Source organism: Janibacter endophyticus (assembly GCF_016888335.1).
Lineage (GTDB): Bacteria > Actinomycetota > Actinomycetes > Actinomycetales > Dermatophilaceae > Marihabitans > Marihabitans endophyticum.
Genome location: NZ_JAFEJG010000004.1, coordinates 1,332,023 through 1,345,477, shown reverse-complemented (window position 1 = coordinate 1,345,477; position 13,455 = coordinate 1,332,023). Strand labels below are relative to the sequence as shown.

The following is a 13,455-nucleotide window of genomic DNA, read 5'->3' as shown; positions in this document are numbered from 1 at the left end:
GGCAGGACCCGACCTGCGCCCGGCCTCAGGCCATGACGCTCGCCCACATCTCCTGCCCCTGGGCCACGCTCCAGATGCGGTAGGCCGACCAGGCGATCCACAGCGAGAAGAGGGTGAGCACGGGTCGGGGGCGCACGAGGTCGAGCATCCGCTCCGGTGGTCGTCGCCGGACGAGCGCCCACGCGACGTAGATCGCGGCGAAGGCGGCCATCGCCATGAGGACGAGACCGAAGGGGTTGAGCCAGAAGGCCCCCGCGAGGTCACCGTGCGCCGCGTGGACCCAGGCCCGGGTCATGCCGCAGCCGGGGCAGGGCAGGTCGAAGAGGAGCCGGACGATGCACGTCGGCTGCCCGCCGTCGACGCTGCGGACCGGCCACATCGCGGCGATCGCCAGGCCGACGGCACCGAGCACACCGAGCCCGATCGCCGTGCTCCGGGCGCCGAGGCTGTACCCCATCGCTCCCCCGGTGCGCCCCTCACGGGGGCGCAGCTCCGGGGGGAGCGGCTTTGGCGTGCTCGGCAGGGTCACGGCAGCGGACGCCCTTCGTTGTCGACCATCTTGCGCATGGCGATGAGGATGATATCGATGATCTGCCAGATGCCGCAGCCACCGAGGGTGATGAGCTTGAGGATGCCCAGGCCGATCTGGCCGAGGTAGAAGCGGTCGACACCGAGGCTGCCGAGGAAGATCGACAGGAGCAGCGTCGTCAACCACTCGCGGTGGCTGAAGAGGCCCGGGACCTGCCTGGCCTGGAACCACTGGCCCTGCACCGCCGTCTTGAGCGGGGTGTCGCCCTTGAGCTGGCCGGCGAGAGCCATCGTCGCCAGGTCCTGGTAGCTCAGCGGGCCGTACTCGTGGCCCATCTGGGAGAGGTAGTACTGGCTGGTCGTCGGGTCGCCGGCCGGAGCCGAGGGGGCCTGGTACTGCGGCGCCGCGCCGTAGCCGACGGGCTGGTCGTAGGACGACCGGGGTGCCTGCTCGTACGACGAGGACGAGCCGTAGGGGCTCGGCTGGGACGACGGGCCGGACGGCTGCGAGGAGTCGCCGGTGGGCGAGGATCCGGAGGGTGGCGTGCTCATGCGGGCCAGCCTAACCGCGGGCACTGACGGCGACGGCCCGCCCCCTTCTCAGGGGACGGGCCGTCGACGAGGTGACCGGAGGGTCAGAGGTTCTTCTGGATCTCTGCCCACTGGCGCTCGACGTCGTCGAGGCCACCGCACATGAAGAAGGCCTGCTCACCGACGTGGTCGTACTCGCCGTCGGCAATCTTCGTGAACGCCTCGATGGTGTCGGCCAGCGGCACGGTCGACCCCTCGATGCCGGTGAACTGCTTGGCGACGTAGGTGTTCTGGCCCAGGAAGCGCTGGATGCGGCGCGCCCGGTTGACGAGGATCTTGTCCTCCTCGGACAGCTCGTCGATGCCGAGGATCGCGATGATGTCCTGCAGCTCCTTGTTGCGCTGCAGGATGGACTTCACGCGGACCGCGGTGTTGTAGTGGTCCTCCGCGATGTACCGGCGGTCGAGGATCCGCGAGGTCGACGCGAGCGGGTCCACGGCCGGGTAGATGCCCAGCGAGGCGATCTCGCGCGAGAGCTCGGTCGTCGCGTCGAGGTGGGCGAAGGTGGTCGCCGGCGCCGGGTCGGTGTAGTCGTCGGCGGGGACGTAGATCGCCTGCATCGAGGTGATCGAGTGACCACGCGTCGAGGTGATGCGCTCCTGGAGCACACCCATCTCGTCGGCCAGGGTCGGCTGGTAGCCCACCGCGGACGGCATGCGGCCGAGGAGGGTGGAGACCTCCGAGCCCGCCTGCGTGAAGCGGAAGATGTTGTCGATGAAGAGGAGCACGTCCTGCTTCTGGACGTCTCGGAAGTACTCCGCCATCGTGAGCGCGGAGAGCGCGACGCGCAGACGCGTACCCGGCGGCTCGTCCATCTGGCCGAAGACGAGAGCGGTCTGCCCGAGGACGCCCGCCTCCTCCATCTCGACCATCAGATCGTTGCCCTCACGGGTGCGCTCGCCGACACCGGCGAAGACGGAGACACCACCGTGGTCGCGCGCGACTCGGGCGATCATCTCCTGGATGAGGACGGTCTTGCCGACACCGGCACCACCGAAGAGGCCGATCTTGCCACCCTGGACGTACGGGGTGAGCAGGTCGATGACCTTGATGCCGGTCTCGAACATCGTCGTCTTCGACTCGAGCTGGTCGAAGGCCGGCGCGGTGCGGTGGATGCCCCAGCGCTCCTTGACGTCGAGCGTCTCGCCCTCCGCGAGGTTCATGCAGACACCGGTGGTGTTGAAGACCTTGCCGAGGGTGACGTCACCGACGGGGACGGTGATCGGGCCGCCGGTGTCCTGCACCTGGGTGCCGCGCACGAGGCCGTCGGTCGGCTGCAGGGAGATGGCGCGGACCATGTTGTCGCCGATGTGCTGGGCGACCTCGAGGTTGATGTGCTTGGTCTCGCCGGCGAGCTCGACCTCGGTGGTGAGCAGGTTGTACTGCTCGGGCATGCTGTCGGCCGCGAACTCGACGTCGACGACGGGGCCGATGATGCGGGAGATCCGGCCGACGCCGCCGGCCTGGGTGGTGTCCTCGGTGGACTCGATGGTGGCAGTCATTACCTGTCCTCTACTTACTTGGCCTCGGCGAGGGCGCTGGCGCCGCCGACGATCTCGGAAATCTCTTGCGTGATCTCCGCCTGGCGGGCCTGGTTGGCCAGACGGGTGTACTTCTTGATGAGCTCCTCGGCGTTGTCCGTCGCCGACTTCATCGCCCGCTGGCGGGCGGCGAGCTCGGAGGCGGCCGACTGCAGCAGGATGTTGAAGATGCGCGCGTTGACGTACTTCGGGAGCAACGTGTCGAGCAGCTCATCGGCGCTCGGCTCGAACTCGTAGAGCGGGAACAAGTCGTCCGGCTCCACGTCGTCCGCCACCCCCTCGACGACCTCGAGCGGCAGCAGCCGGATGACCTCGGGCTCCTGGGTGACCATGGAGACGAACCGGGTGAAGACGATGTGGACCTCGTCCACTCCCCCTTCGTCCGTGTCCTTGACGAAGTCCGCGACGAGGCGCTCACCGATCTCGCGGGCGTCCTCGAAGGTGGGCTTCTCGGTGAAGCCGGTCCACTCCGCCGCGTACTCGCGCTTGCGGAAGGTGTAGAAGTTCAACGAGCGACGGCCGACGAGGTACGGGACGACCTCCTTGCCCTCCTCCTGGAGCTTGGCGACGACGCGCTCGCTCTCCTTGAGGACGTTGGCGTTGTAGCCGCCGGCCAGACCGCGGTCGGCCGCAATGATGAGGACCGCAGCGCGCTTGACCTCGTCCTTCTCGGTCGTCAGCGCGTGGTCCTCGTCGGAGAAGGTCGCGACGGCCGAGGCCGCCCGGGTCAGTGCCCGTGCGTACGGGGTGGACTCCCGCACGGCCTGCTGCGCCTTGACGACGCGGGAGGCCGCCATGAGCTCCATGGCGCGGGTGATCTTCTTGGTCGCACTGACGGACCGGATGCGCTGCCGGTACTCCCGGATCTGCGCTCCCATACGTTGCCGCCTCTCTGGGGTTCTTCGCGAAGGGGTGGTGGCTGGGTGCCGCACGAGGCGGCCGCTGGTCTGCCGGCCAGGTCGGGCGGGGTGTGCCCCCGCCCGACCGGTGGCGGGTCAGCGCTTCTGCTTGACGATCTTCTCCTGCTCGGCGTCCTGCGCCTCGCCGTCGACGGTCTCGTCGCCGACCGGGATGTCTTCCTTGCCGGAGGCCTGGAAGCCGTCCTTGAAGGAGTCGATCTCGGACTGGAGCGCCTGCTCGGTGGAGTCCTCGAACTTGCCGGTCTCCCGGATCGCGTCGAGGAGGTCCTTCTTGCCGCGACGCAGGTGGTCGAGGAACTCCTGCTCGAAGCGGGTGATGTCCTCGACAGCGATCGAGTCGAGCTGACCGGTGGTGCCGGCCCAGATCGAGACGACCTGCTCCTCGACGGCCAGCGGCGAGGCCTGCTTCTGCTTGAGCAGCTCGACGAGGCGTGCGCCTCGGGCCAGCTGCTGCTTGCTCGCGGGGTCGAGGTCCGAGGCGAACATCGCGAAGGCCTCGAGGGCGCGGTACTGCGCGAGGTCGAGCTTGAGTCGACCGGAGACCGACTTCATCGCCTTGATCTGCGCGGCACCACCGACACGGGAGACGGAGACACCCACGTCGATCGCCGGGCGGACGTTGGAGTTGAAGAGGTCGGCCTGGAGGTAGATCTGGCCGTCGGTGATGGAGATGACGTTGGTCGGGATGTACGCCGAGACGTCACCGGCCTTGGTCTCGATGATCGGCAGACCGGTCATCGAACCCGCACCGAGGTCGTCGCTCAGCTTGGCGCACCGCTCGAGGAGCCGCGAGTGGAGGTAGAAGACGTCACCCGGGTAGGCCTCGCGACCCGGCGGGCGGCGGAGCAGCAGCGACATCGCGCGGTAGGCCTCGGCCTGCTTGGACAGGTCGTCGAAGACGATGAGGACGTGCTTGCCCTGGTACATCCAGTGCTGGCCGATGGCCGAGCCGGTGAAGGGGGCGAGGTACTTGAAGCCCGCGGCGTCGGAGGCGGGGGCCGCGACGATGGTCGTGTACTCCATCGCGCCGGCCTCCTCGAGCGTGCCCTTGACGGCAGCGATCGTGGAGCCCTTCTGGCCGATGGCGACGTAGATGCAGCGGACCTGCTTCTCCGGGTCGCCGGTCTCCCAGAACTCCTTCTGGTTGATGATCGTGTCGACCGCAACCGTGGTCTTGCCGGTCTGGCGGTCACCGATGATCAGCTGGCGCTGGCCACGGCCGATCGGGGTCATCGCGTCGACGGCCTTGAGGCCGGTCTGCAGCGGCTCGTGGACCGACTTGCGCTGGACGACGGTGGGCGCCTGGAGCTCGAGCGCGCGGCGCTCCTCCGAGGCGATGTCGCCGAGACCGTCGATCGGCTGTCCGAGCGGGTTGACGACGCGACCGAGGAAGGCGTCACCGACGGGGACCGAGAGGACCTCGCCCGTGCGCTTGACCTCCTGGCCCTCCTCGATGCCGCTGAACTCACCGAGGACGACGACACCGATCTCGTGGACGTCGAGGTTGAGGGCGATCCCGAGGGTGCCGTCCTCGAACTCGAGCAGCTCGTTGGTCATGGCCGAGGGCAGACCCTCGACGTGGGCGATGCCGTCACCGGCGTCGGTGACGCGGCCGACCTCTTCGCGGGAGGCCGCGCCGGGGTTGTAGGACTGGACGTAACCGTCCAGGGCGTCCCGGATCTCCTCCGGACGGATCGAGAGCTCCGTCATGTTGTCTCTTCTCCTCGGTGCCGGGGGTGATCCGGCTTGTCGTGTCAGTGCGGTGGTCTGTGGTGCAGGTGGGGCGAAGGGGGTCAGCCGCCGGCGAGGTGGCGTCGCGCCTCGTCGAGTCGGCGCAGGACCGTGCCGTCGACGACCTCGTCGCCGACCTGGACCCGGATACCGCCGATGACGTCCTCGTCCTGGACCTGCTGGATGAGGATCGGCTTGCTGTAGATGCGCTGGAGCGCGGCGGAGAGCCGGTTCGTCTGCTCGTCGGTGAGGGGCGCGGCCGTCGTGACGACGGCGGTGAGCTGCGCCCGACGGGCGGCGGCGTAGCCGAGGTAGGCCTCGATCGTGCGGTCGAAGCGACGACCGCGCGGTGCGAGGACGGCCTGGCGGGCGAGCCGGACGGTCTCGGCCGAGGCCTTGCCGTCGAGCAGGCGGCTCACGAGCGCGGCCTTGCCCTGCGCGTCGCCCTGACGGTTGGTCAGCGCGTCCCGCAGATCCGGGGTGCCGGCGACGACCCGCTCGAAGCGGAAGAGCTCGTCCTCGACGGCGTCGATGCGGCCCTCGTCCTCGGCCCCCACGAGGGAGGCCTCGACGGCGAATCGCTCGACGGTGTCGCCGAGGTCGCGCTCCTCGGCCCAGCGCTGGCTCGCGAGCGCCGCGACGACGCCCGCCGCGGGCTCGGAGACCTTGCCGCCGAGGAGACGCTGCGCCAGGCCGGCCTTGTCCTGACCCTCACGCGAGGGGTCGGACAGGGCGCGGCGCAGCGTGGCGTTGCCGTCGATGAGGCCGCTGACCGCGAAGAGCTCGTCGGCGAGGGTCGCCTTGTCGCTCGCCTGGGCCAGGGCGGCGTCGAACGCCTCCCGGCCGGCGACGACCGCTCCGCGCGAGCTGCCACGCATCAGGACTCCTGACCGTCGACGTCGAGCGTCCCCTGCACCGGCGACGCCGCGGGCGCGGCGGTCGGGGCGGCAGCGCCGACCTTCTCCGGCTGGACCTGGCCCGACTCGAGCTCGGCGAGGAAGCGGTCGATGATCGACTGGCGGGACGAGGAGTCCGAGAGCTCGTGACCGACGATGCGGCCCGCGAGGTCGGTGGACATCCGGCCGACCTCACCGCGCAGGGAGACGGCGGCCTGCTGGCGCTCCGCCTCGATCTGCTTGTGGGCCGACTCGGTGATCCGCGACGCCTCGTCCTGCGCCTGCTGGCGCATCTCGGCGACGATCGCGGCACCTTCGGCGCGCGCGTCCTCACGGATCTTGGCCGCCTCGGCGCGGGCGTCGGCGAGCTGGGCCTCGTACTGGGCCTTGGCTGCCTCGGCCTCCGCCTGGGCGTTCTCAGCCTGGGCGATGCCGCCCTCGATGGCGGCGTGGCGCTCCTCGTAGGTCTTCTCGATGTTCGGGGCGACCTTCTTCGCGACCACGAAGTAGAGGATCGCGAACATGATCAGCCCGAAGATGAGCTCCTCGAGGTGCGGGATGAGGGGCATGGTGCCGCCCTCGCCCCCCGCGGTCGCGAGGCTCACGACCGAGGCTGCGGTTGCCGTGAAGTGCACGGGGTACTCCTAAAGGACGTCGGACCGGTTCTGACGGGGTGTCTGACCGAGGGTCAGAGGACGAACGCGAGAACCAGACCGAAGATCGCGAGGGCCTCGGCGAGCGCGAAGCCGAGGATGGCGATCGGCTGCAGGAGGTTGCGGGCCTCGGGCTGACGGGCGACACCGTTGATGTACGCGGCGAAGATCAGGCCGACGGCGATGGCCGGACCGATGGCGGACAGGCCGTAACCGACGAGCGAGAGGGAGCCGTTGATGTCCATGTGTTTCTTTCCTCTTCCGTTTCTGTGGTCCCCCGGCCGCGATGTCGCGACCGGGAAGTTCGTGGGGTGTATTCGGTTGTGAGGTGGTGCAGCGAGCGGGCCGGCGCTCAGTGGTCGTCGGCGAGGGCGCCGGCGATGTAGCTCGCGGCGAGGAGGGTGAAGACGAAGGCCTGGAGGAACTGCACCAGGGCCTCGAAGAGCATCATGATCGCGGCCATGACGAAGGTCGGGAGCGACATCGCCTTCATCAGGACGCCGTCCGCCTCGAGGAGGAAGTAGGCACCAGCGGTGACGAAGAGGTAGATGAGCAGGTGACCGGCGAACATGTTGCCGAAGAGTCGCAGGGCCAGCGTGAGCGGCCGGGTGATGAAGTAGGTGACGAGCTCGAGCACGAGGATCACGGGCGCGATCCAGCCGGGCAGGCCCGGGGGCACCATGTGCTTGAAGTAGCCGACGAAGCCCATCTTCTGGAAGCCGATCCAGTGGTAGACGACGTAGACGACGAGCGTCAGCGCGATCGGGAAGCCGATCTTGCCCGTGACCGGGTTCATCGCGAGCGGGAAGATCCCCATGAGGTTGTAGAAGAGGATCATCGTGAAGAGCGTCACGAGGAGCGGCACGAAGCGGCGGAACTCCTTGGTGCCGATCATGTCGCGGGCCACGGCGTTGCGCGGGAGGTTGTAGAAGTTCTCCAGCATCCACTGGCCCTTGCCAGGGACGACCGCGGCCTTGCGGCTCAGCGTGACCATGACGATCGAGAGGACCGCGGTGACGATCGCCGCCCAGGCCATCTGGTTGGTGAAGGTCAGACCGCCGATCTCGAAGAGCGGCTGCCAGAAGATCTCGGGGGTCGGGGGCACGTAGCCCTCACCCTCGCCTCCGGCCATGGGCACGAGCGCGCTGACGGACGCGGTCAGGATCACGGATTCTCCTCGTTGTGTGGCTCGGCACCAGCGCGCGATGCATCGCGGCCATCAGGGGTGGGTGCCTGGGACGTACCGTACCGGAGCCAGATGGTGTAGAGCGACAGACCCATCCCGAGCACGACGCCGAAGGCGACGAGGAATGTGGTATCGAACGCGCGGTCGAGCAACCATCCGATGCCGCCGAAGAGCAGCGGTCCGGTGATGAGGTAGGCCAGGACGGTCGCGCCGAGCGCGTCTGCCTGGGCGGTGGGGCTGGGCCCCTCGGTGTCGGTGGACCAGCGGTGGGCGTCGCCGGCCGGGGTCGCCCGCTTGGTGACGATCCGGGGGTCGGGGCGCTCGGTGCGCTTGCGCAGCGCGCTCATCGCGCGCTGCCCTCGGGGTAGATCTCGTGCCGGGCCCGCGAGTAGCCGATGACCTGGCCGACCTGGAGGACGACCGTCTGGGCCACCGCAGCGGCCGCAAATGCGGCCCCGTGGAGCCAGCTGCGGTCGCGGACGACGAGCAGGACGGCGACGAGGACGATGAGCTGGCCGATGTAGACGACGAGCGAGCCGGCCATGCTGGCGCCTGGATCGCCGGCGATGATCAGCCGCATCGCGACGAGCCCGAGGAGCACGACGGCGAAGGCGGTGAGGGCGCCCGCGAGGGCCGAGTAGCCGGCCTTCTCCCCCTTCGTCGCCCACCCGGTCGTCGCGATGACGAGAGACCCGACGCACCCGGCGACGACGACACCACGGAGCATCCCCGACAGGGGTCCGCGGGCGGTGCGGGAGGCGGTCATGACGTCCTTCGTCAGACGGGCAGGGGCGGCGTCGCGGCGGCCGTGACGGCCACGCTGCGAGCGCTTGTGAAAGTTATCACAAGCGCCTCTCCCCCCGCCAACCCACCCCACGAGCCAAGGCTCCTACCCCGTCCCTTTCGCACGAGCCAAGGCTCGTACCGCGGGACGCGGGTACGAGCCTTGGCTCGTGCGAAAGACGGGGGCGACGGGGACAGGGCGAAGGGGGGATGAAGCGGCGCTCAGGCGTCGAGCCGGTTGCCCGCGTGGTCAAAACGCTTCGGGCGGTGGCCCGGCGCGGAGAAGCGCGGGAGCCAGAGGGTGACGACCACGGCGACCACGAGCAAGATCGCCATCCCCACGGCCGCGACCTCGCCGGGCAGGACGACGAAGCTCACCGAGCCGGCCGCGACGACGAGCGCCCACCACCACAGGATGAGCACCGCACGCCGGTGCCCGTGGCCGATCTGGAGCATCCGGTGGTGCAGGTGCTGCGCGTCGGGGTGGAAGGGGCTCTGCCCCCGCGCCGTGCGCCGCACCACCGCCCAGACGACGTCGAGCAGCGGCAGCAGCATGATCGCGATCGGCACGAGCAGCGGCAGGATCGTCGCGGCCACGGCGTTGTCGCTGACGTCGGTCGGGTTGACCGCGCCCGTCGTGCTGATCGTCGTCGCCGCGAGGAGCAGGCCGAGCAGGAGCGCACCGCTGTCGCCCATGAAGAGCCGCGCGGGGAAGAAGTTGTGCGGCAGGAAGCCGAGGCAGCAACCGAGCATCGCCGCGGAGATGAAGGTCGCGGAGCTGAAGACGTTCGGCGGGTTGTACTCGTAGCTGATCGTGTAGCTGTAGACGAAGAACGACCCGGCCGCGATGGCCACCGTCCCGGCCGCGAGCCCGTCGAGCCCGTCGATGAAGTTCACCGCGTTGATCGAGAGCACGACGACGAAGATGGTCATCAGCACGAGCAGCGGCTCGGGCAGCACGGTGAGCACCCCGATCGGCAGCGAGAAGAACTGCACCCCGGCGAAGGCCATGACCGCCGCCGCCACGAGCTGCCCGGCCATCTTCGTCGCCGGGTCGAGCTCCTTGACGTCGTCGATCGCCCCGACGAGGCACACGACCGCTCCCCCCGCGAGCACGCCGAGCAGCTCGGCGGTCTCGAAGACCTGCGACAGGAAGGGCAGCCGCCACGCGAGCAGGGTCGCCGCCGCGTACCCGACGAAGATCGCCACTCCCCCGAGGCGCGGGATCGGCACTGCGTGCACGTCCCGCTCGCGGACGGGGGTGTACGCCCCGGTCCGCACCGCGACCGCCCGCATGGCGGGGACGGCGAGGTACGTCGTCACCAGCGCCACGAGGACGACGAGCAGGTACTCACGCACCGGGCGTCCTCCTCGTGGGCCGGCTCAGACGATGGGGTGGCGGGGTCGTCGACCCCTCGGACGGAGGGGGGTCAGCGCGGGTAGGCGGGGAAGGCGGTGACGAGCTCGTCGACGCCGGCCCGGACCTCCTTGGTGACCGCGTGCTCGGGGTCGGTGTCGCCCTCGGTGATCGCCTTGTGGATGAGCTCGGCGATCTTCTCCATCTCGGGGACGCCCATGCCCTGCGTCGTGACGCACGGCGTGCCGACGCGCACGCCGGAGGCGATGCCGGGCTTCTGCGGGTCGTTGGGGATGGCGTTCTTGTTGAGCACGATCCCGGCGGCGTCGGCGCGGGCCTCGGCGTCCTTGCCGGTGACGCCGACGCCCTGGAGGTCGAGCAGCGAGAGGTGGGTGTCGGTGCCGCCGGTCGTGGGGCGGATACCGCGCTCGGCGAGACCCTGGGCGAGCGCCCGGGAGTTCTCGATGACGCGACGGGTGTAGTCGGCGTACTCGGGGGTCGCGCACTCCTTGAAGTTCACGGCCTTGGCCGCGATGGTGTGCATCTGCGGGCCGCCCTGCATCATCGGGAAGATCGCCTTGTCGAGCGCGGCGGCGAACTCCTCCTTGCACACGAGCGCGCCGGAGCGGGGCCCGCGGAGCACCTTGTGGGTCGTGAAGGTCACGACGTCGGCGTGCGGGACGGGGCTGGGGATCGCCTTGCCGGCGACGAGGCCGATGAAGTGCGCCGCGTCGACCCAGAAGATCGCGCCGACCTCGTCGGCGATGCCGCGGATCCGCTCGAAGTCGATGAGCCGCGGGATCGCGGAGCCGCCGGCGCAGATGACCTTGGGGCGGTGCTCCTTGGCGAGCCGCTCCATCTCGTCGTAGTCGACGTCCTCGGTCTCGGGGTGCACGCCGTAGTGGACGGCGTCGAACCACTTGCCGGAGAAGGAGACCTTGGTGCCGTGGGTGAGGTGGCCGCCGTGGGGCAGCGACATCGCGAGGATCTTCTCGCCGGGCTTGAGGAAGGCGCCGTAGACGGCCTGGTTGGCGCTCGCGCCGGAGTGGGCCTGGACGTTGGCGTGGTCGGCGTCGAAGAGAGCCTTGCACCGCTCGATCGCGAGCTCCTCGGCCTTGTCGACCTCGGCGCAGCCGCCGTAGTAGCGCCGGCCCGGGTAGCCCTCGGCGTACTTGTTCGACAGCGTCGAGCCGAGCGCGGTGAGCACCTCGGGGCTGGAGAGGTTCTCGCTCGCGATGAGCTGCAGGCCGGAGCGGATCCGCCCGAGCTCGGAGAGGAGCACGTCGGCGATCTCGCTGTCGAAGGCGCGCAGGGCACCGAAGTCGGAGCCGTAGAAGGTGTCGTCGGTCATCAGGGCTGTCCTCAGCTCTCGTCGGGGGTGGCGGTGGGTTCGGGCGAAGGGGTGGGCTCGGGCGCGCCCTGGGCGGGCGCCTCGGGTTCGGGCGAAGGGGTGGTGCCGGCGACCGCCTGGGCGGCGGCGTAGATCTCGTGGACCCGGTCGGCGGGGAAGGCGCCCGCGCGGACGACCTCCGGGTGCTCGCCGGTGCAGTCGACGATCGTCGAGGGCTGGTTGTCCTCGCGAGGACCGCCGTCGACGTAGACGGCGACGGCGGGGCCGAGCTGGGTCGCGGCGTCGAGCACGGTGCGGGCGGGCGGCTGCCCGGTGCGGTTGGCGCTCGTGACGGCCATCGGCCCGACCTCGGAGAGCACGGCGAGGGCGATCTCGTCGTCGGGCATGCGCAGCGCGACGGTCCCCCGGGTCTCGCCGAGGTCCCAGACGAGGGAGTTCTGCGCGTGGAGGATGACGGTCAGCGGTCCGGGCCAGGCCTCGGCGACGAGGTCCCGCACCCAGGTCGGGACGGAGCGGGCGAGGCCGTCGAGGGTGCGGACGTCGGGGACGAGGACGGGCGGGGGCATCTCGCGGCCGCGGCCCTTGGCGTCGAGGACGGCCATGACGGCCTCCGGGGAGAAGGCGTCGCACCCGATGCCGTAGACCGTGTCGGTGGGGATGACGACGACCTCGCCGGCCCGGGCCGCGTCCACGGCGGCGGTGACGGCGTCGGTCCGGGTGCTCTCGGAGGTGGCGTCGACGACGGGACTCATGGGGATCACCCTATGGTGCGCGCGCAAAACTGCCCCCTCCCCCTGCGCCCCACGGGGAGTGACCTGCCCATATGTTCGTTCCGTGACCGCTTGTCACACCTACGAGAGGAGATCTCTATGCGTGGCTCTGGAATGATCTGGACCATCGTCGGCGTGCTGCTCGTCATCGCGCTGCTCATCTGGATCCTGTCTCGCGTCTGACGCAGGTTCCCTGAGATCGTCGGCCCCGCCGGGCCTGCCTGGCGGGGCCGACGCATGTCCTCAGGCGCGGTGGGCGAGGACGGCGCGGGGGCGGCCGGCGAGGTCGGTCTCGTCGCGCACCTCGGTCCACTCCCCCGCGGCACGAAGGGAGGTCGGCAGGCTCTCGCCCTGGCTGTCGGCGTGCTCCATGACGAGCAGCCCGCCGGGTCGGAGCAGCCGGGCCGCCGTCCGGGCGACGGCGAGCGGGATCGCGAGCCCGTCGGCGCTGCCGCCGTAGAGCGCGATCTCGGGGTCGTGCTCGGCGACCTCCGGGTCGACCGGGACCATCTCGGTCGGGATGTACGGCGGGTTGCTCACGACGACGTCGACCGTGCCCACGAGCTCCGCCAGCTCGCGGATCGCCGCCGGGTCTGCGGTGGCGTCGGCGGTGATCAGCTCGACGTCCAGGCCGGTCTGCTCGACGTTGTGCCGGGCCCAGGCCGACGCCTCGGGGCTCAGCTCGACGGCGAGCACGCGGACGTCCGGGGCCTCCTGGGCGATGGCGAGCGCGAGCGCCCCCGACCCGGTGCACAGGTCGACGACGACCGAAGTCTCCTCCCTGAGGTGCGAGGAGCCCTGCGACGGGCCTCGAAGGGCCCCGAGCGCGAGGTCGACGAGCAGCTCGGTCTCCGGCCGCGGCACGAAGACCCCGGGACCGACGGCCAGCTCGAGGTGGCGGAAGGGAGCGCGGCCGGTGAGGTGCTGCAGCGGCACCCGGCGCGCCCGCTCACCGACGAGGTCGTCGAGCCGTTGGGCCGCGTCGGCGTGCAGGACGGCGCCGAGCAGCGCGTGCCGCTCGGCCTCGGAGCGGTCCACCCCCATCGCGTGCGCCGCGAGGAGCAGCGCGTCGGTGCGAGGGGTCGGCACGCCGGCACCGGCCAGCGTGCGCGTCGCCGCGGCGAGCACGTCGCGCAGGCTCACCGCCG

General features: G+C 70.3%; 15 protein-coding genes. All 15 read right to left on the bottom strand.

Annotation, left to right across the window (positions count from 1 at the left end):
• Nucleotides 1-25 precede the first annotated feature (25 nt).
• The 15 genes from JNO54_RS06565 to prmC all read right to left on the bottom strand — a co-directional run bounded on the left by JNO54_RS06565 (nucleotide 26) and on the right by prmC (nucleotide 13,450).
• Nucleotides 26-529 (bottom strand): DUF2752 domain-containing protein, encoded by a 504-nt coding sequence (locus JNO54_RS06565; protein ID WP_204143172.1) that lies wholly within the window; start codon nucleotides 527-529, stop codon nucleotides 26-28.
• Nucleotides 526-1,080, bottom strand: coding sequence for an NINE protein (locus tag JNO54_RS14445; RefSeq protein WP_233703197.1), 555 nt, complete (start codon nucleotides 1,078-1,080; stop codon nucleotides 526-528). Before JNO54_RS14445 ends, JNO54_RS06565 begins: the two co-directional genes overlap by 4 nt.
• Before the next feature lie 83 nt (nucleotides 1,081-1,163).
• Entirely contained in the window at nucleotides 1,164-2,621 is a 1,458-nt protein-coding gene (atpD, locus tag JNO54_RS06555) for a F0F1 ATP synthase subunit beta (protein WP_204143171.1), read from the bottom strand.
• A 14-nt stretch (nucleotides 2,622-2,635) separates the two neighbouring features.
• Nucleotides 2,636-3,538: a F0F1 ATP synthase subunit gamma gene (locus JNO54_RS06550; protein WP_204143170.1), complete on the bottom strand. Its 903-nt coding sequence runs from the start codon at nucleotides 3,536-3,538 to the stop codon at nucleotides 2,636-2,638.
• A gap of 117 nt (nucleotides 3,539-3,655) precedes the next feature.
• Nucleotides 3,656-5,290 carry a F0F1 ATP synthase subunit alpha gene (gene atpA / locus JNO54_RS06545; RefSeq protein ID WP_204143169.1) on the bottom strand — a complete coding sequence of 545 codons (1,635 nt, stop codon included), beginning with the start codon at nucleotides 5,288-5,290 and terminating at the stop codon, nucleotides 3,656-3,658.
• A gap of 83 nt (nucleotides 5,291-5,373) precedes the next feature.
• Nucleotides 5,374-6,189, bottom strand: coding sequence for a F0F1 ATP synthase subunit delta (locus JNO54_RS06540; RefSeq protein ID WP_204143168.1), 816 nt, complete (start codon nucleotides 6,187-6,189; stop codon nucleotides 5,374-5,376).
• Nucleotides 6,189-6,842 (bottom strand): F0F1 ATP synthase subunit B, encoded by a 654-nt coding sequence (locus JNO54_RS06535; RefSeq protein WP_204143167.1) that lies wholly within the window; start codon nucleotides 6,840-6,842, stop codon nucleotides 6,189-6,191. Before JNO54_RS06535 ends, JNO54_RS06540 begins: the two co-directional genes overlap by 1 nt.
• Before the next feature lie 53 nt (nucleotides 6,843-6,895).
• On the bottom strand, nucleotides 6,896-7,105 hold the full coding sequence (locus JNO54_RS06530) for an ATP synthase F0 subunit C (protein WP_204143166.1): 210 nt from the start codon (nucleotides 7,103-7,105) through the stop codon (nucleotides 6,896-6,898).
• Between the two features lie 107 nt (nucleotides 7,106-7,212).
• Complete coding sequence (gene atpB / locus JNO54_RS06525) at nucleotides 7,213-8,028, bottom strand: F0F1 ATP synthase subunit A (RefSeq protein ID WP_307818089.1); 816 nt, start codon at nucleotides 8,026-8,028, stop codon at nucleotides 7,213-7,215.
• A complete protein-coding gene (locus JNO54_RS06520) occupies nucleotides 8,025-8,393 on the bottom strand; it encodes an AtpZ/AtpI family protein (RefSeq protein WP_204143165.1) in 369 nt (122 codons plus the stop codon). Before JNO54_RS06520 ends, atpB begins: the two co-directional genes overlap by 4 nt.
• Nucleotides 8,390-8,812: a hypothetical protein gene (locus tag JNO54_RS06515; protein WP_204143164.1), complete on the bottom strand. Its 423-nt coding sequence runs from the start codon at nucleotides 8,810-8,812 to the stop codon at nucleotides 8,390-8,392. The genes JNO54_RS06520 and JNO54_RS06515 overlap by 4 nt, the downstream gene beginning before the upstream one ends.
• 239 nt (nucleotides 8,813-9,051) lie before the next feature.
• On the bottom strand, nucleotides 9,052-10,188 hold the full coding sequence (locus JNO54_RS06510; protein ID WP_204143163.1) for an MraY family glycosyltransferase: 1,137 nt from the start codon (nucleotides 10,186-10,188) through the stop codon (nucleotides 9,052-9,054).
• A gap of 71 nt (nucleotides 10,189-10,259) precedes the next feature.
• Nucleotides 10,260-11,537, bottom strand: a complete 1,278-nt coding sequence (gene glyA, locus JNO54_RS06505; protein ID WP_204143162.1) for a serine hydroxymethyltransferase — start codon at nucleotides 11,535-11,537, stop codon at nucleotides 10,260-10,262.
• Between the two features lie 11 nt (nucleotides 11,538-11,548).
• Entirely contained in the window at nucleotides 11,549-12,289 is a 741-nt protein-coding gene (locus tag JNO54_RS06500) for an L-threonylcarbamoyladenylate synthase (RefSeq protein WP_204143161.1), read from the bottom strand.
• A gap of 261 nt (nucleotides 12,290-12,550) precedes the next feature.
• Nucleotides 12,551-13,450 carry a peptide chain release factor N(5)-glutamine methyltransferase gene (gene prmC / locus JNO54_RS06495; RefSeq protein ID WP_307818088.1) on the bottom strand — a complete coding sequence of 300 codons (900 nt, stop codon included), beginning with the start codon at nucleotides 13,448-13,450 and terminating at the stop codon, nucleotides 12,551-12,553.
• Between the last annotated feature and the right edge of the window lie 5 nt (nucleotides 13,451-13,455).

Bases quoted from the DNA above. Each gene is read 5' to 3' on its own strand.
- glyA (WP_204143162.1), bottom strand. From the start codon at position 11,537: ATGACCGACGACACCTTCTACGGCTCCGACTTCGGTGCCCTGCGCGCC.
- JNO54_RS06500 (WP_204143161.1), bottom strand. From the start codon at position 12,289: ATGAGTCCCGTCGTCGACGCCACCTCCGAGAGCACCCGGACCGACGCC.
- atpD (WP_204143171.1), bottom strand. From the start codon at position 2,621: ATGACTGCCACCATCGAGTCCACCGAGGACACCACCCAGGCCGGCGGC.
- JNO54_RS06550 (WP_204143170.1), bottom strand. From the start codon at position 3,538: ATGGGAGCGCAGATCCGGGAGTACCGGCAGCGCATCCGGTCCGTCAGT.
- JNO54_RS06515 (WP_204143164.1), bottom strand. From the start codon at position 8,812: ATGACCGCCTCCCGCACCGCCCGCGGACCCCTGTCGGGGATGCTCCGT.
- JNO54_RS06520 (WP_204143165.1), bottom strand. From the start codon at position 8,393: ATGAGCGCGCTGCGCAAGCGCACCGAGCGCCCCGACCCCCGGATCGTC.
- atpA (WP_204143169.1), bottom strand. From the start codon at position 5,290: ATGACGGAGCTCTCGATCCGTCCGGAGGAGATCCGGGACGCCCTGGAC.
- JNO54_RS14445 (WP_233703197.1), bottom strand. From the start codon at position 1,080: ATGAGCACGCCACCCTCCGGATCCTCGCCCACCGGCGACTCCTCGCAG.
- JNO54_RS06530 (WP_204143166.1), bottom strand. From the start codon at position 7,105: ATGGACATCAACGGCTCCCTCTCGCTCGTCGGTTACGGCCTGTCCGCC.
- JNO54_RS06540 (WP_204143168.1), bottom strand. From the start codon at position 6,189: ATGCGTGGCAGCTCGCGCGGAGCGGTCGTCGCCGGCCGGGAGGCGTTC.